At 67.2% G+C, this 18,876-nt stretch carries 20 protein-coding genes; 11 read left to right on the top strand and 9 right to left on the bottom strand.

The annotated features are described in order from the left end of the window. Positions 1-13: 13 nt before the first annotated feature. The gene (locus PSQ39_RS04630) at positions 14-559 is read right to left on the bottom strand and encodes a superoxide dismutase family protein (protein WP_409241984.1); all 546 of its coding nucleotides are present in this window, start codon (positions 557-559) and stop codon (positions 14-16) included. 125 nt (positions 560-684) lie between these two features. After that, positions 685-1,974, bottom strand: a complete 1,290-nt coding sequence (locus tag PSQ39_RS04625; protein ID WP_273925500.1) for a solute carrier family 23 protein — start codon at positions 1,972-1,974, stop codon at positions 685-687. A 205-nt stretch (positions 1,975-2,179) separates the two neighbouring features. On the opposite strand from PSQ39_RS04625, the gene PSQ39_RS04620 reads away from it, so the two are divergent. Continuing rightward, positions 2,180-3,046 carry an HDOD domain-containing protein gene (locus PSQ39_RS04620; protein WP_273925499.1) on the top strand — a complete coding sequence of 289 codons (867 nt, stop codon included), beginning with the start codon at positions 2,180-2,182 and terminating at the stop codon, positions 3,044-3,046. Positions 3,047-3,159: 113 nt separating this feature from the next. After that, positions 3,160-5,322: an acetoacetate--CoA ligase gene (locus PSQ39_RS04615; protein WP_273925498.1), complete on the top strand. Its 2,163-nt coding sequence runs from the start codon at positions 3,160-3,162 to the stop codon at positions 5,320-5,322. A 31-nt stretch (positions 5,323-5,353) separates the two neighbouring features. Here the strand turns inward: PSQ39_RS04615 and PSQ39_RS04610 are convergent, their stop codons facing one another. Continuing rightward, positions 5,354-6,253, bottom strand: coding sequence for a DMT family transporter (locus tag PSQ39_RS04610; RefSeq protein ID WP_273925497.1), 900 nt, complete (start codon positions 6,251-6,253; stop codon positions 5,354-5,356). 165 nt (positions 6,254-6,418) lie between these two features. Here PSQ39_RS04610 and minC point away from each other — a divergent pair, with 165 nt between their 5' ends. The 3 genes from minC to minE are packed head-to-tail and all read left to right on the top strand — an operon-like array spanning position 6,419 to position 8,289. Then, positions 6,419-7,168 carry a septum site-determining protein MinC gene (gene minC / locus PSQ39_RS04605; RefSeq protein WP_273925496.1) on the top strand — a complete coding sequence of 250 codons (750 nt, stop codon included), beginning with the start codon at positions 6,419-6,421 and terminating at the stop codon, positions 7,166-7,168. A gap of 38 nt (positions 7,169-7,206) precedes the next feature. Continuing rightward, positions 7,207-8,022 (top strand): septum site-determining protein MinD, encoded by an 816-nt coding sequence (gene minD / locus PSQ39_RS04600; RefSeq protein ID WP_273925495.1) that lies wholly within the window; start codon positions 7,207-7,209, stop codon positions 8,020-8,022. Between the two features lie 3 nt (positions 8,023-8,025). Further along, positions 8,026-8,289, top strand: coding sequence for a cell division topological specificity factor MinE (gene minE, locus PSQ39_RS04595; protein WP_273925494.1), 264 nt, complete (start codon positions 8,026-8,028; stop codon positions 8,287-8,289). Positions 8,290-8,316: 27 nt separating this feature from the next. On the opposite strand, the gene PSQ39_RS04590 is transcribed toward minE, so the two are convergent. Next, positions 8,317-8,838 (bottom strand): flavin reductase family protein, encoded by a 522-nt coding sequence (locus PSQ39_RS04590; RefSeq protein ID WP_273925493.1) that lies wholly within the window; start codon positions 8,836-8,838, stop codon positions 8,317-8,319. A 165-nt stretch (positions 8,839-9,003) separates the two neighbouring features. Between PSQ39_RS04590 and PSQ39_RS04585 the strand changes: the two genes are divergently transcribed. Together PSQ39_RS04585 and PSQ39_RS04580 are read left to right on the top strand one after the other, a co-directional pair. Continuing rightward, positions 9,004-9,780, top strand: coding sequence for an alpha/beta fold hydrolase (locus tag PSQ39_RS04585; protein ID WP_273925492.1), 777 nt, complete (start codon positions 9,004-9,006; stop codon positions 9,778-9,780). Continuing rightward, positions 9,780-10,709: a M14 family zinc carboxypeptidase gene (locus tag PSQ39_RS04580; protein WP_273925491.1), complete on the top strand. Its 930-nt coding sequence runs from the start codon at positions 9,780-9,782 to the stop codon at positions 10,707-10,709. The genes PSQ39_RS04585 and PSQ39_RS04580 overlap by 1 nt, the downstream gene beginning before the upstream one ends. A gap of 12 nt (positions 10,710-10,721) precedes the next feature. Here PSQ39_RS04580 and PSQ39_RS04575 read toward each other — a convergent pair whose 3' ends face one another. Continuing rightward, positions 10,722-11,567, bottom strand: a complete 846-nt coding sequence (locus PSQ39_RS04575; RefSeq protein ID WP_273925490.1) for a phosphatase PAP2 family protein — start codon at positions 11,565-11,567, stop codon at positions 10,722-10,724. A gap of 104 nt (positions 11,568-11,671) precedes the next feature. Here PSQ39_RS04575 and PSQ39_RS04570 point away from each other — a divergent pair, with 104 nt between their 5' ends. Continuing rightward, positions 11,672-12,439 (top strand): YdcF family protein, encoded by a 768-nt coding sequence (locus PSQ39_RS04570; RefSeq protein ID WP_273925489.1) that lies wholly within the window; start codon positions 11,672-11,674, stop codon positions 12,437-12,439. Between the two features lie 46 nt (positions 12,440-12,485). Here PSQ39_RS04570 and PSQ39_RS04565 read toward each other — a convergent pair whose 3' ends face one another. Continuing rightward, complete coding sequence (locus PSQ39_RS04565) at positions 12,486-13,604, bottom strand: porin (protein WP_273925488.1); 1,119 nt, start codon at positions 13,602-13,604, stop codon at positions 12,486-12,488. 384 nt (positions 13,605-13,988) lie between these two features. Here PSQ39_RS04565 and PSQ39_RS04560 point away from each other — a divergent pair, with 384 nt between their 5' ends. After that, on the top strand, positions 13,989-14,579 hold the full coding sequence (locus PSQ39_RS04560) for a TetR/AcrR family transcriptional regulator (protein WP_409241983.1): 591 nt from the start codon (positions 13,989-13,991) through the stop codon (positions 14,577-14,579). A 9-nt stretch (positions 14,580-14,588) separates the two neighbouring features. Here the strand turns inward: PSQ39_RS04560 and PSQ39_RS04555 are convergent, their stop codons facing one another. Beyond that, positions 14,589-15,185: a flavodoxin family protein gene (locus tag PSQ39_RS04555; RefSeq protein WP_273925486.1), complete on the bottom strand. Its 597-nt coding sequence runs from the start codon at positions 15,183-15,185 to the stop codon at positions 14,589-14,591. Positions 15,186-15,259: 74 nt separating this feature from the next. Then, positions 15,260-16,612: a D-amino acid dehydrogenase gene (locus PSQ39_RS04550; protein ID WP_273925485.1), complete on the bottom strand. Its 1,353-nt coding sequence runs from the start codon at positions 16,610-16,612 to the stop codon at positions 15,260-15,262. A 124-nt stretch (positions 16,613-16,736) separates the two neighbouring features. On the opposite strand from PSQ39_RS04550, the gene PSQ39_RS04545 reads away from it, so the two are divergent. Both PSQ39_RS04545 and PSQ39_RS04540 read left to right on the top strand, forming a co-directional pair. Next, on the top strand, positions 16,737-17,645 hold the full coding sequence (locus PSQ39_RS04545; protein ID WP_273925484.1) for a LysR family transcriptional regulator ArgP: 909 nt from the start codon (positions 16,737-16,739) through the stop codon (positions 17,643-17,645). A gap of 88 nt (positions 17,646-17,733) precedes the next feature. Then, entirely contained in the window at positions 17,734-18,351 is a 618-nt protein-coding gene (locus PSQ39_RS04540; RefSeq protein WP_273925483.1) for a TetR/AcrR family transcriptional regulator, read from the top strand. A 59-nt stretch (positions 18,352-18,410) separates the two neighbouring features. On the opposite strand, the gene PSQ39_RS04535 is transcribed toward PSQ39_RS04540, so the two are convergent. Next, positions 18,411-18,833, bottom strand: coding sequence for a universal stress protein (locus PSQ39_RS04535; protein ID WP_273925482.1), 423 nt, complete (start codon positions 18,831-18,833; stop codon positions 18,411-18,413). Positions 18,834-18,876 lie beyond the last annotated feature (43 nt).

Raw genomic sequence — 18,876 nt, 5'->3', positions numbered from 1 at the left:
CCAGGGGACGGTCTCAACCCTTTTGGATCACGGCGCAGGCCACGCGCGGGCCCGAGTTGCCGGTGGGCTGGGTGCGGTAGTCGTCGGGGTCGCGGTGCACGATCAGGCCCTTGCCCACGATGCTGGCCGGCCCGTCTTGCAGGCTCAGGCTGCTGCTGGTGAAGTCGATCCGTGCCACGCCCTGGGCATTGGCCACCAGGGCGGGCAGGTCGCCGCTGTGGTGGGCGCCCGTGCCGTGCTGGCCGTGGGCTGCGCCGCTGGGGTTGAAGTGGCCGCCCGTGCTCATGCCGTCGCCGCTGCTGCAGTCGCCTTTTTCATGGATGTGAAAGCCGTGCTCGGCGTTGGGCTTGAGGCCGCGCACCTCGCCACTGACTTGGACCTGGGCGCCGGTCTGCACAAAGCGCAGTTGGCCGCTGACGCTGTTGCCTTGGGTGGGTTTGAGCTCGGCCTGGGCCGAGGGGCCGCTGGGGCCCGTGGCGCAGGCGCTGAGGCCAGCCAGCAAGAAGGCGCAAGCGCTGAACATGGCAGCGCCTTGGGCGCGGGGCTTGAGAGATGACATGGGGGATCCTCCTGGGGTGTGACGCGCTGCGAAGCGTAGCGCATGCGGTCGACAGACGGAAGTCATTCGCCCCCAGAAGGTGATTCGGACCCCGCACGGCGGCGGGGTCCCTTGAGCGTGCAGGCTCAGTCGGCGCGGCGCGCCAGCAGGGCGTGCAGCAAGATGGCGCCAAAGGTGGCGGTCCCGATGCCGCCCAGGCCGAAGCTGCCGAACTTCAGCGTGAAGTCGCCCGTGCCCAGGATCAAGGTCACGGCGGCCACGATCAGGTTCTTGTTGTCGGCAAAGTTCACCTGGTTGTCGACCCAGATCTTGGCGCCGGCCACGGCGATCAGGCCAAACACCACGATCGACACCCCACCCATCACCGGCAACGGGATGGCCTGGATGACGGCGCCGAACTTCGGGCTGAAGCCCAGCACCACGGCCAGCAGCGCGGCGCAGGCGAACACGGCGGTGGAGTAGATTTTGGTCGCAGCCATCACGCCGATGTTCTCGGCGTAGGTGGTCACACCCGTGCCGCCGGCCGCGCCCGAGACCATGGTCGCCACGCCGTCACCAATGAAGGCGCGGCCCATGTAGGCGTCCAGGTTCTTGCCGGTCATGGCCGTCACCGCCTTGATGTGGCCCAGGTTCTCGGCCACCAGGATGATGGCGACCGGCGCGATCAGCAGCATGGCGGGGCCGTCGAACACCGGGCTTTGCAGGTTGGGCAGGCCCAGCCAGGCGGCGTTGATCACGCCCGACAAGTCCACGGGTTTGCCCAGGCCCAGGCCATTGGTCAGCACCGCGTAGGCCAGGGTGGCCACGATCAGGCCCACCAGGATCAGCAAGCGTTGCAGCATGCCGCGCGTGAGCACGGCCACCAAGCCGACGCAGACAAAGGTCAGGGCCTGCATCCAGCTGTCAAAGTTGCTGGCCGCCATGTTCTTGACCGGCACACTGGCCAGGTTCAGGCCAATCACCGCCACCACCGCACCGGTCACCACCGGGGGCATGAAGCGCTCGATCCAGCGCGTGCCCACGGCCTGCACCAGCACACCCATCAAGGTGTAGATGGCGCCACAGGCGATGATGCCGCCCAGGGCCACGGCCATGTTGGCGTTCGGGCCCTTGCCCGCGTAACCCGAGGCTGCGATCACCACGCCAATGAAGGCAAAGCTCGAGCCCAGGTAGCTGGGCACCTTGCCGCCGGTGATCAGGAAGAAGATCAGCGTGCCCACGCCGCTCATGAGGATGGCCACATTGGGGTCAAAGCCCATCAGGATGGGCGCCAGCACGGTGGCGCCGAACATGGCGATCACGTGCTGCACCCCCATCAACGCGGTCTGGCCCCAAGGCAGGCGCTCGTCCGGGCCGATCACCCCGCCTTGCTGCAGCACCTCGGCGCCCCGCAGCCGCCAATCGAAAAGTCCCATGGTGAAATCCTGTCTGAATGGTTAGAAATGCGGCGATGCTAGCAGGGCCTTGGGGGCGCAGCGGGTGGGTTCAGCGGACTTTGGCAAGTGATGCGAACGTGTTATGAATCAAGACTCTTTCGCTTTCAGGCGCGGCGAAAGTAACTATTTGCAACGACAATGGCGACGCCTTGCAGGCCTTTTCTTTGCCGCGACCCAGACACCTGTGACCTCTTCTTCGATCGACCAAGACATTGACACCGCCCGCCGCCAGCCGGCGGTGCGCGACATCCTCATCCCGCCGTGCCCTGAGCTGCTGGTGCGCCTGCAGGCCGCGGTGGCGCAGCCGGAGCCCGATGTGGGCGCTCTGGAGCAGATCGCCTCGGCCGACGTGGCGATGGCTGCGGCCGTGATGCGCGCGGCCAACAGCCCTTTGCATGGCCTGGCCCAGCCGGTGCGCACCGTGGGCCTGGCGCTGACGGTCCTGGGTGTGCGCCCGGCGGTGCAGTTGCTGACCGGCTTTTTGGTGGCCAATGCGCTGCCCGTGCGCTCGGCCTTGCTGGATCATTTTTGGGAAAGCTCGCAGCGCCGCGCCATCGCCTGTGAGCACATCGGCCGCCAGCTCTACAGCTTGGACCCAGGCCTGGGCTACAGCTTCGGCCTGTTCTGCCATGTGGGCCTGCCGGTCATGATGAAGGCCGTGCGTGGCTACGCGGGCACCATGACCGAGGCGCTGGCGCGCAAGGACCGCACCTTCACCAAGACCGAGAACGTCAACCACCGCACCGACCACGCCGTGGTCGGCGCCATCGTGGCGCGCACTTGGCACCTGCCGCCCGAGGTGGCCCAGGCCATCTGGCTGCACCACGACTTCGCCTGCCTTGGCGACGACCGCTTTGACGACACCGTGCGCCACCTGGTCGCCATGGGCCTGCTGGCCGAGTACCTGGTGGGCCACCACGAGCTGCTGCAGCCCTCGCGCGAATGGCTGCAGCACGGCCAGGCCTGCCTGGAGCACCTGCACATCAGCGAGGACGAGCTCAACCACTGGATCGACGAGCTGCACCCCGCCTTCGAAGCCGTCCACCTCTGAATCGGGGCCTCGGCTGTCAAACCTGTGACAGCCTGGCGCCCGGAGTGCGGGACATCCCCGCTGTGCAAGTCCGCCTGCACTGCTAGCCTTGCCTGCAAGGAGGCTTTCAGTCCATGAGTACCGCCACACGGGCCCCATTCCGGCCCCAGATGACCCTTTACCGCGAATGGCTGCAGCGCGAGCGCGGCCTGAGCTTTGCGTCCTACGACGCGCTGTGGCGCTGGTCCGTCACCGACCTGGACGCCTTCTGGCAAAGCATCTGGGACTACTTTGAGCTGCAGTCGCCGACCCCTCACACCGCGGTGCTGGCGCGCAACGCCATGCCGGGTGCGGTGTGGTTTCCGGGCGCCCAGGTCAACTACGTGCAGCAGGTGTTCCGCCATGTGCAGCCGGCCCACGCCGCGGGGTTTTCGGCCTGGATCAGCCGCAACGAAAAAGGCGAGCAGCGCGAACTCAGCTGGCCCGAACTGCGCCGTCAGGTCGCCGCCCTGGCCCTGCACCTGCGTGCCCAGGGCGTGCAGCGCGGTGACCGCGTGGCGGCCTACCTGCCCAACATCCCCGAAGCCACCATCGCCTTCCTGGCCTGCGCCAGCCTCGGCGCCGTGTGGAGCCTGTGCGCGCCCGACATGGGCACGCACGCGGTGCTGGACCGCTTCAAGCAGATCGAACCCAAGGTGCTGATCGCCTGCGACGGCGTCAGCTACGGCGGTCGCGACCACGACCGCCTGGCCGTGGTGGCCGAGCTGCGCGCCGCCCTGCCCACCGTGCAGCACCTGGTGCTGCAGGGCAACCTGGACCCGGCCGCGACCCTGCCCGACGCCACGCCACTGAGCGCTGCGCTGGCCCGCGATGACGCCGCCACCGCGGCTTTTGAGCCCGAGTGGCTGCCTTTTGACCACCCGCTGTGGATTGTTTATTCCAGCGGCACCACCGGCCTGCCCAAGCCCATCGTGCACGGCCATGGCGGCACCGTGGTGGTGGCGCTGGCGCTCAAGACCTTGCACAACGACATTGGCTGCAGCTATGAGGCCAACTCCTGGGGCGAGCGCTACCACTGGTACAGCTCCACCGGCTGGGTGATGTGGAACGCCCAGGTCAGCGGCCTGCTCAGCGGCACCACCTGCGTCACCTACGACGGCAACCCTGGCGGCAGCCGCGACAAGCCCGACTGGGCCACGCTGTGGCGCTTTGCGGCCGACACCGGCGTCACCTTCTTCGGTGCTGGTGCCGCCTTCTTTGCCAACTGCATGAAGGCCGGCATCGACCTGCCCTCGGTGGGCGACCTGCGCGCCGTGCGCGCCCTGGGCACCACCGGCTCGCCGCTGTCCGAGGATGTGCAGCGCTGGGGCACCGCGCAGTTTCGCGCGGTCCACGGTTTGAGCCCCGAGGACACCCGCTCGCCGCCGGGCCGCCCCAAGGCGGGCGGGGCCCCCCTGGGGGGCAGCGAAGCACACGAAGTGGCGAGCGTGGGGGCTGACATCTGGTGGTGCAACATCTCCGGGGGGACGGATTTCGCTGGGGCTTTCATCGGCGGCAACCGCGAACTGCCCCAGGTGCCGGGCCAGATGCAGTGCCGCATGCTGGGCAGCGCGGTCGAGGCCTGGAACGAGCAGGGCCAGCCCGTGCTCGGCGAGGTGGGCGAACTGGTCTGCAGCCAACCCATCCCGTCCATGCCCTTGTTCTTCTGGGGCGACGAGGGCGGGCGGCGCTACCTGTCGAGCTACTTCGACATGTACCCTGCTGGCCATGGCCGCCAGCCCGGGGGCGGCGATGCCGGGCCCGAGGCCGGGGGTGTGTGGCGCCATGGCGACTGGCTGCGCATCGGGCCCGATGGTGGCTGTGTGATCTATGGCCGCTCCGACGCCACCATCAACCGCCACGGCCTGCGCATGGGCACCAGTGAGCTGTACAGCGCGGTCGAGGCCTTGCCCGAGGTGCTGGACTCGATGGTGGTCGACCTCGAGTACCTGGGCCGCGACAGCTACATGCCCTTGTTCGTGGTGCTGCGCGAAGGCCACACGCTGGACGCCGCCATGCGCCAACGCCTCAACGAGGCGGTCAAGGTGGCCTTGTCACCGCGCTTTGTGCCGGATGAGATCTTCCAGGTGGCCGAAATCCCGCGCACCCTCACCGGCAAGAAGCAGGAGCTGCCGATCAAGAAGCTGATGCTGGGTCAGCCGATCGAGAAAGTGGTCAACCGCGACGCCATGGCCAACCCGGCGTGCCTGGACTGGTATGTGGCGCTGGCCGCGCAGCGCCTGGCCCCTGCGGCCTGAGCGCCTGCGCGCCCTGGGGCGCCGGGCCTGGTCAGGCCCGGCGGTTGACCAGCACGATGCCGCCGCCCACCAGGGCCAGGGCGCCCAGCAGGCCCGGCGTCAGCGGCTCGTGCAGCCAGGCCGCGCCGATGAGCAGCGCGAACACGGGCGTCAAGAACACAAAGGCCGACATGCGCGTGGCCGGGTAGTGGCTCAGCAGCCACATCCAGCACAGGTAGCTGGCAAAGGCGCCAATGCCCGCTTGCACCGCCAGCGAGCCCAGCGCGAAGGGGCTGAGGCTGGCGCTCCACACCTCGCCCAGCGCCAGCGACAACAGCGGCAGCGCCAGCACCGACATCCCCACTTGGTAGAACAGTTGTTTTTCGGGCGCCACCCGGCCCAGCGGCGTGCTGCGCAGCAGCACCGTGGTCAGGCCCCACATCAGGCCGCCCCCCAGGCCCATCAGGTCGCCCAGCCATTGGCGGGGCAGGGCGTCGGCGTGGCCCAGGCCTTCGGCCAGCGCGGCCAGCACGCCGACAAAAGCCAGCACCAGACCCACCCACTGGCCGCGCTGCAGGCGCTCCGAGGGCAAGAAGCGCGGCAGCACCAGGGCGACCCAGAACGGCGAGGTGTAGATGAACACCGTCAGGCGCGAGGCCGTGGTGAATTGCAGGCCCTGGTAGATGCAGGCAAATTCGCCCGCGAACAGCAGGCCGGCCAGCAGGCCGTAGCGCAGCGAGCCGTCGCGCTGAAAAAGGGGCACGCTGCGCCAGCGGCACCAGCCCCAGATCAGCCCCGCCGCGAGCGTGAAACGCAGCCAGGCCTGGTACACCGGCGGCACCTCGGCCACGGTGGCCTTGACCAGCACCTGCTGGAAGCCCCAGAACAAACAGCAGGCCAGGAGCAGGCCCACGGCCAGTCCATCGAGGTGGGTTTTGCGCGCAACAGTCATCGCCGGATCATAGGCGGCGGGGCAGGGGAGGGCCGTCGCTCGGGTGTCCCGGCCGGGCGGCGAGCCGCCCACGGTGCCAGCGGTGGCGCACTGGGGGTCGTTGGTGCGCCGGGGGCGGCGGCCAGCACTGTAAACTTGTGTTATTTCGCGACCAGCAAGCAACCCATGACCGGTGTGACCTCGGGCCCAGCCCGTGCCCCCTTTGACTTCAAAAGCGCCACCCTGCCTTTGGTGGCTTTGTTGCTCAAGACCACAGACCAGGCCACGCTGGAAGCGGACCTGGCGCGCCGCATGGCCGACGCGCCTGACTTTTTCTCCAACGATCCGCTGGTCATCGACCTCAGCGCCGTGCGCGACCAAGAGGGCCTGCCCGACTTTGCCGCCCTGATCGCCTTGCTGCGCCGCTACCGCGTGCTGCCCATCGCGGTGCGCGGCGGCCAGCCGGCGCAAATGGCGGCGGCGGTCGCCGCCGGCCTGATCGAGGTGCCTGACCTGGTCATCCCCCAGCGCAGCGAGGCCCCCCAGGTCGAGGTGCGCGAGGTGATCCGCGAGGTCGAAGTGCCTGTCCAGGTACCGGTGGCGGCGCCCAACACGGTGATCATCGACAAGCCCTTGCGCTCAGGCCAGCAGGTCTATGCGCGCGGCGGCGACATCGTGGTGCTGGCCCTGGTCAGCAATGGTGCCGAGGTCATTGCCGACGGCAATGTGCATGTCTATGCGCCCCTGCGCGGCAAGGCCGTGGCCGGCGCGCGGGGCAACACCGAGGCGCGCATTTTCAGCACCTGCCTCGAGGCCGAACTCATCTCCATCGCGGGCATTTACCGCACCACCGAGGTGGCCCTGCCACCGGAAGTCGCCGGCAAGGCCGCGCAGATTCGCCTAGTCGGTGAAAAGCTGGTGATGGAAGCGCTCTGAACAACAAACTCAATACAAGACTGAAGGATTCGCAACACATGGCCAAGATCGTCGTCGTGACTTCCGGCAAGGGTGGCGTGGGCAAGACCACCACCAGCGCCAGCTTTGCATCCGGCCTGGCCCTGCGTGGGCACAAGACCGCCGTGATCGACTTTGACGTCGGCCTGCGCAACCTCGACCTGATCATGGGTTGCGAGCGCCGCGTGGTGTACGACCTGATCAACGTGATCCACAACGAGGCCAAGCTCACCCAGGCCCTGATCAAGGACAAGCAGTGCGACAACCTGTTCGTGCTGGCCGCCTCGCAAACGCGCGACAAGGACGCCCTCACGCAAGACGGCGTGGAGCGTGTGCTCAAAGAGCTGGTCGAGATGGGTTTCGAGTACATCGTCTGCGACTCGCCGGCGGGCATTGAAACCGGCGCCCTGATGGCCATGCACTTCGCTGACGAAGCGCTGCTGGTGACCAACCCCGAGGTGTCGTCGGTGCGCGACTCCGACCGCATCCTGGGCATGCTGGGTTCCAAGACCAAGCGCGCCATCGAAGGCAAGGAGCCCATCAAGGAGCACCTGCTGATCACCCGCTACAACCCGAACCGAGTCGAGGACGGTCAGATGCTGTCCATCGAAGACATCCAGGACATCCTGCGCATCCAGCTGATCGGGGTGATCCCCGAGTCCGAGGCCGTGCTGCAGGCGTCCAACCAAGGCACGCCCGCCATCCACGCCGAAGGCAGCGACGTGTCCGAAGCCTACAAGGACGTGGTGGCCCGTTTCCTGGGCGAAGACAAGCCCTTGCGTTTCACCGAAGCGGTCAAGCCTGGCTTCTTCAAGCGCATCTTCGGAGGGCGTTGAGCCATGTCATTCCTGTCTTTCCTGCTGGGCGAAAAGAAGAAGACCGCCAGTGTGGCCAAGGAGCGCCTGCAGATCATCCTGGCCCATGAGCGCAGCGGTCGCAGCGCCGCCAGCCCCGACTACCTGCCCGACCTGCAGCGCGAGCTGGTGGCGGTGATCTCCAAGTACGTGTCGATCAACGCCGACGACATCAAGGTGCACCTGGAGCGCCAGGACAACCTCGAAGTGCTCGAAGTCAAGATCGAGCTGCCCGACGCGGCGCGCTGAGCGCGCCCTGGCCGACCCGGCCCGCCGTCACAGCGGGTGTTCGGTGTAGAAACGGCCGCCGTGGTAGAGCAGGGGCGAGGCACCTTCCCGGTGCCCGCATTGCTCGACCTGGCCCACAAAGATGACGTGGTCGCCCTCTTCGTAGCGGCTGCGGTTGAAGCATTCAAAGGTGGCGGCCGCGCCCGCCAGCAAGGGGGCGCCGCCCACGCCTTCCGTGAACGCCACGCCGGCCCAGCGGTCCACGTTCTTGCTGGCAAAGCGCTCGGCCAAGGTTTTTTGGTCGGCTGCCAGCACGTTGATGGCGTAGTGCGAACCCGCGGCGAACACTGCCATCGACGCTGCGGCGCGCGCCAGGCTCCACAGCACCAGCGGCGGCTCCAGCGACACCGAGTTGAAGGAGCTGGCCGTCAGCCCCACCAGTTGGCCGTCGGCGCCCCGGGCCGTGATGATGGTCACGCCGGTGGCGAACATGCCCAAAGAGGTCCGAAACTCGCGCGAGGAAAACGCCGCAGGGCGGGCTTGGAGGGGGGCTGGGGCAGAGGCGGACACAGGTGAAGCCGGAAAAGTGAATCGGCTATTATGGGCCGCACGCCATAATCGCACTGTCCCCAGGGCTTAGCGCCGGGGACCGGTGTCTTGGGCACTGGTTTGCTCGCCTGCCATCTGGCCTTTTTTTGTGATGCCATCACTGGTTCCGCTTTTGTCCCTCGTCCCATGAACGCCCTCCCTGCCTTCACCACGCTGGGCGCTGGCCCGACCCTGTTGATGCTGCACGACAGCCTGGGCGGTCACCTGACCTTCGCGCCCCAGGTCGAGAGCTTTGCCAGCGCGGGCTACCGTGCCATGGCCTGGGACATGCCTGGCTACGGCCGCAGCGCCCCCATCGACCCCTACAACTTCAAAAGCCTGGCCAACAGCTGCATCGCCCTCATCGAAGGCCTGCGCAGCGGTCCCCTGGTGTTGATCGGCCACGGCATGGGCGGCATGGTGGCGCAGGAGGTGGTGGCGCGCCGGCCTGACCTGGTGCGACGCCTGGTGCTGTGTGCCACGCTGGCGCGCGGTTTCGAGGCCTCGGGCGGTACCGAGGGCGAGGCCGCCGCCGAACTCAGCGAAGGCCAGACCCTGGCCCAGTTGTCCGAACTGCACCTGCCCCGCCTGGTGGGCCCCGGTGCCCTGCCTGAAGGCGTGATGCTGGCGCAGCACGCCATGGCCCAGGTCAACCCCTCGGCCTACCGCCGCGCGGTGGCTGAGGCCGCGTTTTTCAACCGCCAGGACGATTTGATCCGCATCCACGTGCCCACCTTGCTGGTGGCCGGCGAGTTCGATCGCCTGGCCCCGCCCGAGCACATGAAGCGCATGGTCGACCGCATTGGCCCCAGCAGCACGCTGGCCGTGCTGCGCGGCATTGGCCACCTGCCGCAACTCGAAGCCCCGGATGACTTCGACAGCACGGTGCTCAATTTCCTGGCCTTACCGCACACCTTGCACTGATGTCGTCCTTGCTGTTGATGCCCTTGCCGCGTGTCGCAGGGCTGGTTTTGTGCGCCCTGGGGGCGGCTTCGGCGGCCTGGGCTGGCGCGCCGGTCAAGAACCACGCACCGCCGGTCGCCCACACGGCGGCGGCCGAGGCCTCGGCCAAGGGCCCCTGCAAGCAGTGGGTGCCGCGCTTGCCCGGTCTGTCGGCCACCCAGTGCGAGGCGGTCAAGCTGCAGCGCTCGGGCGCCCGCTCGGTGCAAGGGCGCGAGCTGTGGATGGGCGATGTGGGCCCGCGCCAGTCCGCTGTGAAAGTGCTGGTCGTGGGCGCCATCCATGGCGATGAGCTGTCCTCCAGCACCGTGGCCCTGCAGTGGATGGGCCTGGCCCAGGACGCGCCCAATGAGGCGCTCTGGCGCTTTATCCCGGTGTTGAACCCGGACGGTTTGTTCTCCCAGCCGGCACGCCGCGTCAACGCCCATGGCGTGGACCTGAACCGCAATTTCCCGACCCCGAACTGGGAGCGCGACGCGCCGCGCTATTGGTCCCAACGCACCCGCAAGGACCCGCGCCGCTGGCCGGGCCCCAAGGCCCTGTCCGAGCCGGAGAGCCGCTTTGTTCACGAGCAGCTGAGCGACTTTGCCCCGACCCTGATCGTCAGCATCCATGCACCGTATGGCGTGCTGGACTTCGACGGCCCGACCGAGGCCCCCAAGCGCCTGGGCCGCCTGGTGCTGGACCCGGTGGGCGTGTTCCCCGGTTCGCTGGGCTTTTACGGCGGGGTGCACAAGGGCGTGCCGGTGGTCACCATCGAGCTGCCCAATGCCCAGCGCGCGCCCCTGCCCGCCGAAACTCGGCAGATGTGGCTGGACCTGCACCGCTGGATGAACGAGCGCCTGGTGGCCAAGGTGGACGCTGGCACGGGCCGCGTCGCCACCGGCCACTGAGGCCGGCTGGGTTCACGCGCCGACCTGACCGGGGCGGCGACCGGGCTGCGCCTCCATCCACAGCAGGCACAGCAGCAGCCACACCGTGCCGCTGCACAGGCCGGCCAGCACGTCGCTGGCGTAGTGCACCTGCAATAACACGCGGCTGACCGGGCCACTGAGCACCAGCGTGGCGGCCAGGCTGAGGATCAGCCCGTGCCAACGCGCCGGGCAGACCTGGCACAGCAGCCAGGCCAGCAGGCCGTAGGTGACCCACATGCCCGAGGCGTGGCCACTGGGAAAGCTGTAGCCCGACTCCAGCACCACCCCGTGATCGTGCACCGGGCGCGGCCGCGCAAAGACCTGCTTCAGCGACCAATTCAACAAGGTGTTGCCCAGCACCCCCAGCAACCAGCCGGCCGCCCACCAGCGCTGGCCGCGCCACAGCAGGGCCAGCGCGACCCCCAGGGTCAGCACCGTCACCGGGGCCGGGTTGCCCAGCCAGCTCAGGGCCGCGAACGCCTGCAAGGTGGGGCGGCTGACGGAGCCGGCCAAGGCCTGGGCCAGCGCTTGGTCAAAGTCGTTCAAGGGCTGGCCCGGGCCCATCTGGTGGGCCAGCAGCGCAAACAGGGCCAGGGCCGGCAGGGCCCAGCGCAGGCGTCGCCAGGCCAGTTTGCCCAGCCCCGTGGGCGGGGTGGCTGGCGGGGTGTGTTGGCGCCAGGCGCGCCAAGCGGCCAGGCCCAGGAGGGTCAGCACCCAGCCGGCGGCCCAGACCAGCACGGCGTGGTCCGCCAAGGCTTGGGCCAGCGGGCTGGTGAGTGGGGGGGCCATGGCACCGACGCCCTGGCTCAGGGCGGGGGGGAGGGTTTCAACAGACATCTCAGGGGCTCAGGCGGCGCAAACCCGCCGCAAAAGCCGGAACAATACCCGGGTCGCGGCCCTCGGGGCGCATGAACAGTCATTTTTTTGGAACAAGGGGCGCCATGCTGGGCTTGATCATCAAGAAGGGAGTCTCGGCCATGCTGATGCCGCCCTTGAGTCTGTTGTTGCTGGCCTTGTTGGCCTGGGGCCTGTGGCGACGCCGACCGCGCCTGGCGCGCAGCCTGCTGGCCCTGGCCTGGCTGAGCCTGCTGGTGCTGAGTTTCCAGCCCGTGGCCGACGCCTTGCAGCAAAGCCTGGAGCAGGACCACGCCCTGAGCGCGGTCGAGCTGCAGCAGGCCCAGGCCATCGTGGTGCTGGGGGGCGGCCGCTATGCGGCCGCCCCTGAATATGGTGGCGAGGACACGGTGTCGCGCTTCACGTTGGAGCGCTTGCGCTACGCGGCGCTGCTGCAGCGCCAAAGCGGCTTGCCGATCTTGGTCACGGGGGGCTCGCCCGAAGGGGGGCGGCCGGAAGCGGCGCTGATGCAAGAGGCCCTGGAGCGTGACTTCCATGTGCCGGTGCGCTGGGTCGAGGGGGCGTCGCTGGACACGGCAGACAACGCCAGGCTGTCGGCCGCGATGTTGAAAGCGGCGGGGGTGGATCGGGTGGCGCTGGTCAGCCAGGCCTGGCATTTGCCGCGGGCGCAGCATCAGTTCGAGCTGCAGGGCCTGACGGTCATGCCGGCGCCGACGGGGTTCAGAACCCGGCCGCGGGTGAGCGCTTGGTACTGGTGGCCTTCGGCCGAGGCTTTGTACGCCAGCCAGATCGCCCTGCGCGAATGGCTGGGGCGCCTGGCGGCGACGGTGGGACAAAAAACGGGGCCGTCCTGAGGCCCGGGGAACACAGTGCTCGGACGGCCCGTTTCAAATCCGACGCTCAGAACTTGTGCACGATGCCGACTTGGAAGCCGTTGATCGTGCGGCCGTTCACGTCGGTACCCGCAAAGTTGGGCGACAGACCGGCCGAGCCCGAGGGACGGAAGCCGGCGTTCTTGTCGTTGCGCAGGGTTTCCCACATCGCCGACACCGTGGTGCGCTTGGACAGGGCGTAGTACGCACCGATCGAGCCACCGTTGGCGTTCTGGCCGGCACCCGACTTGTCGTTGATGCGACCCCACAGGGCGCCCACGCGCAGCACCGGGGTGACGTTGTAGTCGGCCGAGACTTGCAGGATGTCAAAAGTGCGGTTCACGCTGGTGCTGTTCCAGGACACGGCGCCACCCACATTGCCCAGCACGGTGCCGGCATTGGTGCCGTTGGCGTTGGAGGCGATGTTGTTGGAACGCACGTAGACCGCGTAGATCTTGCCCTTGCCGTAGTCGTAGTTGCCGTACAGGTTGTGATAGAACACATTGGCGTTCAGGGCCGCGTTTTGCGGGGCCTTGGCTTGCAGGCCGGCATAGCCCACGCGGAACGGGCCGTTCAGGTAGTCGGCGGCCAATTGGGTGATGGGCGTGCTGACTTGGGCCGTGCTGGCGCTGGCTTGCTGCTGCGCGAAGTGGCCTTCGAGTTGCAGGCCGGCCATGCGCGGCGAGATGTAAGCCAGGTCGTTGTCAAAGCGCGAGGGCACGCCGAAATTGTTGACCATCGAGCCCAGGGTGCGCGAGCTGTAGTCGATGTAGTCACCGCGGTAGAAGATGGCGGTGTTCTGGCGACCGATGCGCACTTCACCCCAGTCCTTGTCAGCGAGGCCGACCCAGGTTTGGCGGTCGAAAGCGCGGGTCGCGTCAGCGGTGGCGCCGGAGGCGCCATTGATGCCCATTTCCATCTGGAACTTGGCCGACAGGCCACCACCCAGGTCTTCCACACCGCGGAAGCCAATGCGGCTGCGCAGGTCCTTGCCGTCTTGCAGCGTGTTGAGCTTGGCGCCGCTGCTGCTGGTCATGTGGTTGAAGTACTGGTCAAAGCTGCCGTAAATGGTGACGCTGGATTGCGCTTGCGCAGCGCCAGCGAAGCCGACGGCCATGAGGGCGAGGCTGAGGTTTTTGATCTTCATGGGTTTCTCCTGTTCGATTTGGGGACGGTGCGTGGTCAATCTCGGCGTGGCGCGTGCTCCCACCTGTTTGCGTGGACAGGTGGACAAAACAGGATTCGCAGTGCGCGGCGCCTTGTGCAGCGAGCGCGCCTAGCGAATCCCTTTTGTCATGGACAGACCTTCAGCAGTGGCACCGGTGACGGCGCGGCTCCGAAGGCTCTCTGGATGGGTTCAAAATGTACGAACTCGTACGTTTGTTGTCATGGGGGTAAACCCGTGGCGTGTGGTGGCCAGCCCACAGGCTCGTGCTACGCTGAAGGGATGGACGAAATCGTACGAACAGAACAAGAGACACCGGCCGCAGGCGGTGGGAGACAGAGCCGGACCAACGACCCCGAGCGCACCATGGCCGACATCCTGAAGGTGGCCACGGCTGAATTTGCCGACAAGGGTTTGAGCGGCGCCCGCATCGATGAGATCGCCGCCCTCACGCGCACCAGCAAGCGCATGATTTACTACTACTTCGGCAACAAGGAAGGCCTGTACCTGGCCGTGCTGGAGGACGCCTACCGCCGCATCCGCGTGGTCGAGGCGCAGTTGCAGCTCGAAGACCTGCCGCCCGCCCAGGCTTTGCGCAAGCTGGTGGCTTTCACGTTTGACTACCAGCACGAGCACGAGGAGTTCATCCGCTTGGTGATGAACGAGAACATGCAGCGCGGTGAGTTCCTGGCGCAAAGCCGGGTGATTCAAGAGCTCAACACGCCGGTGATCGATGCGGTGCGCCAGATCTACGAGCGTGGCGTGAGCGAGGGCGTGTTCCGCCCGAACGTGGACCCGGTGGACATCCACCTGGCGATCTCGTCACTGTGCTTTTTCAGCGTGGCCAACCGCCACACCTTTGGCCTGATTTTCAAGTCGCAAATGGGCTCCGCGCCCGATCTGGCCAAGCGCCGCGACAACGCCTGCGAGATGCTGCTGCGCTTCGTGCAGGCCTGATCGGCAGCTTCAGCGCAAGAACGTGGCCGCCTGGGCCACGGCAGCCGCATCGGCCTGCACTGCACCGGGCGCGCCACCCTTGCCCCACAGCTCGCCACCCCAGGCCATGCCCAGGAATTGCGCGCACAGGCGATACGAGTCGAACATGGGTTGGGCCTTGGCGCGGTCGCCGCTGGTGCTGACCACGCGCAGGGTCTTGGCGGCCATCTGCTCCTTGAAGGCCACGCCCGGCGTGCGCATCCAGCCACTCCAGTGGTCCAGGTAGGTTTTCATGGGCGCCGGGATGCTGAACCAGTAGACCGGCGACACGAACACGATCTCGCTGGCCGCCAGCGTGGCGTCCAGCAGGGTTTTCAGGTCGCCTTCGGGCGCTGGGTACTGGCCCACGGTGTGGCGCAGGTCCACAAAAGGCGGCACGGACAGTTGCTGGAGTTGCAGCCAGGTTTGCTGCACGTCGCTGGGCAGGGCGGCGGCGGCCTGGCGGGCCAGCCACTCGCTGTTGCCTTGGTGGCCGGGTTCGCGGCTGGAGGTGACCAGGAACAGGATGTGACGGGACTCTGCGCCCGAAGTGGACGCTGGCGTGGAGGAGGGGGTTGGCGTGCTCATGGCCGCATGTTAGCGGCGCACGCCCCCCAACGCGGCCTCACGGCCTAGATGGGGGGTGAATCGAAGGACTGAACTCAGGCCAGCGCGGCTTGTGCGCGCGGCGCGCTCTGGCCCAGGAAGCCAAAGCGGTCGGCGATGCTGGGCAGTTCACCATGGATCAGCTCGGCCAGGGCCTTGCCCGAGCCGGCGCCATGCGTCCAGCCCAGGGTGCCGTGGCCGGCGTTGACCCACAGGCCTTGCACGGCGGTCTGGCCAATGAAGGGGATGTTGGTCGGCGTGGCCGGGCGCAGTCCGCACCAGAAGTTGGGTTGGCCACCTTCGGCTTCGAGCCGGGTGTCGCAGACGCCAGGCATCACGGTCTCGATGCGGCGGGCCAGCATCTCGCAGCGGGCGCGGGCGATGGGGCTGTCCAGCGACAGGTCGTAGCCGCCCACCTCAATGGTGCCGGCCACGCGCAGCTCGTTGCCCAGGCGGCTCATGGCGACCTTGAGTTCATCGTCAATCGCCGACACCCAGGGCGCGGCTTCGGGCTTGAGGATCTTGAAGGTCGCGCTGTAGCCCTTGCCCGGGTAGATGGGCAGGTTCACGCCCACCTGGCGCAGCAGCGGCGCGCTGTACGAGCCCGCGGCCACCACGATGGCGTCGGCCGTCAACTCACGCGCAGCCCCGCTGGCCTGGCCTTGTTCGTCCACCGGGGCCACGCGCACCGAGCGCGCCAAGCCCAGCACCACCCCCAGTTTTTGCACCTGGTGGCGGTACAGGAAGTTCACGCCCCGCTCAGCGCACAGCTTGGCCAGGCCTTGGGTGAACAGGCGGGCGTCACCGCTTTCATCGCTGTCGGTGAAGGTGCCGCCCACGATGCGGTGGGCAAAGGGCTGGAAGGCCGGTTCGATCTTCAGCAGTTCTTCGCGGCTGACCACGCGGCGCGACACGCCGTGGCGGCGCATCAACTCGGCCGCAGCGCCGGCGGACTCGAAAGCGCTGGCGTCGGTGTAGTAGTGCGCGATGCCGCGCTGCAGGCGGTGGTAGTCGATCGCGTGGGTGTTGACGATGTCTTTCAGCGCGGCGTGGCTGTAGGCGCCCAGGGCCACCAGTTGGCTGACGTTGCGTTCAAAGGCTCGGTCATTGCATTGCGCCAGAAAGCGCAGGCCCCACAGCCACTGCTGCAGGCCTTCACCCACTGGCCACTGCGGACGGAACAGCAAAGGCGCGTCGGGCTTGGTCATCCACTTCAGGACTTTGAGCGGGGCTTCGGCATTGGCCCAGGGCTCGCAGTAGCTGACCGAGATCTGGCCCGCGTTGGCAAACGTGGTCTCCATCGAGGCCTCGGACTGGCGCTCGACCACCGTGACGTCGTGTCCGCGCTCGCGCAGGTGCCAGGCGGTGCTGATGCCGATGATGCCGGCGCCAAGAACGATGATTTTCATGCCACGAAGTGTGCGACAAGCGGTACTTGCTTGAAAAGCAAAATTAAACTCTTGGCAGTTTCATCAGCATTGCTAATAATCGAGGCTTGCTGTTTTCGACCCGGTCACGAGCCGGTATCGACCCATGAATACCTTTGACCCCCACGCCCTTGAATGCCTGGCCGCCATCGTTGAAGAAGGTGGTTTTGAACGCGCCGCGCAGCGCCTGAGCATCACCCAGTCCGCCGTCTCGCAACGCCTGCGAGCCCTGGAAGCCCAGGCCGGTACCGTGCTCATCGTGCGCAGCCGCCCACTGAAGGCCACGCCGGCCGGGCAATTGCTGCTCAAGCACACCAAGCAGCTGCGCCTGCTGCGCGTTGATCTGGACCGCGACCTGCGCGACCTCACCCCGGGAGGCTCCAAGCGCGCCCGCGAGGACGAGCGCATCTCGATCGCCATCAACGCCGACAGCATCGCCAGCTGGGCCTTGCCCGCGCTGGACTCCCTCGTGCAACAGGGCCTGCCGCTGGAAATCATCACCGACGACCAGGACTTCACGGACGAGTGGCTGCGCTCCGGTCAGGTGCTGGGCTGCGTCACCACGCTCAAGCAAGCGCTGCGCGGCTGCAAGGTGGTGCCCCTGGGCGCCATGCGCTATGTGGCCGTGGCCCACCCCGAGCTGGCGCGTCAGCGCATGCCCGAGGGCCTGACCCAGCACAACTTCCGCGACATTCCCTTCGTGGCCTTCAACCGCAAGGACGACATGCAAAGCGAGTTTGTGGGCCAGTGTTTTGGCCTCAAGCGCGTCACGCTGAGCCAGTTGTTTGTGCCCAGCTCGGAAGGGCAGCTGCGTGCCGTCATGGCCGCCTGGGGCGTGAGTGTGCTGCCTGAGCTGCTGGCGCGCGGCCCGCTGGCACGCGGCGAGTTGGTCAATGTGGCGCCCCAGCACAGCCTGCCCATCCAGCTGTATTGGCACTGCTGGAACCTCGAGTCCGAGGTGCTGGACGCCTTGTCAACGGCCTTGACCCGCGCCGCTGCCCAGGCCCTGGTTTGAACCACGTTTGCGTGGGCTGTCCCTGGGCCTGACTCAGCCTCTTGTGGCAGTTTTCGGCCTTCTGTCGTGCTCCGACTAAAATCACATTGTGAATACCACCACCCCCGCCCGCGTTTCTTTCAAAGCCCAAATGCACCAGGTGCGTGAAGAGGCCATCGTTCAGACCGTGATTCGCCTGCTCGGCGAAAAAGGCTATGACGCCATGACCGTGGACGAAGTCGCGGCTGCGGTGGGCATTGCCAAGGCCAGCCTGTACAAGCACTTCCCGGGCAAGGAGCAATTGGCGGCGGCGGCCATGGTCCATGTGATCAAGCGCGCGCAAGACTTTTTGCTGCTGGTGCCGGCCGATATTTCGCCGGTGGACAAGCTCAAGTCGGTGGTGGGTTGGGCCATGTCCTTGCAACTGGCCGACGAAATGCCTTCGCTGCCCAGCCGCAATTCCACGCTGCGCTCGGTGCTCACGGGCAACCGCGATTACATGAACGGCCTGGTGGCGCTGAGCGACCAGTTGGGCGAGTGGATCACCGAGGGCCAGGCGCAAGGCCTGCTCAACCCGACCCTGCCGCCGCTGGTGGTGCTCTACACCCTGTACGCCCGAGCTTGCGACCCCGTGGTCAGCTTTCTGCGCCAGGGCTCGCAGTACAGCAACGCCCAAATCGTTGACCTGGTGCTGCGCACCTGCTTCGAAGGCCTGGCGCCGCGCTGAGGCGCCCCGCCCGCGCGGCGGGCACCTCGGTCAAGCCCGCCCAAGCGGGCTTGAGCGCGTCAGCGCACCAAGAGCACAGGCACTTTGCAGTGCGCCAGCACCTGGGTGCTGACCGAGCCCATGACCAGGTTGCCCAGCGAGCTGTGGCCGTGCGAGCCCATCACCACCAGGTCAAACTTGCCGGCTTCGGCGAACTTGGCAATCGCTTCGCCAGGCTGGCCAACCTTGCTGGCGCGTTCGGGCGCGATGCCGTGCCGGGCCAGGAACTTGGTCACGGGGGCCAGGACTTTTTCCGCTTCTTCGCGGTAGTAGTCGTCCACGATTTGCTTGCCTACCGCCGCGCGTGCGCGGGTCGGCAACTGGGCCTGCACGGTCAGCACGGTGTACTCGACCGCGCCCGAGATCAGGGCCTCGTGGGTGCTCAGGTAAGCGAGCATTTTCTTGGTGTAGGCGCTGCCATCGACGGCGAGAAGAATCTTCATGGGGTCTCCTTGATGAGTCTTCAGCTTAGGGCCGAGGGGCTGC

Source organism: Curvibacter microcysteis (assembly GCF_028649455.1).
Lineage (GTDB): Bacteria > Pseudomonadota > Gammaproteobacteria > Burkholderiales > Burkholderiaceae_C > Curvibacter > Curvibacter microcysteis.
Note: the sequence above shows the minus strand (reverse complement) of the source record. Positions and strands in the feature narration are given on the sequence as shown.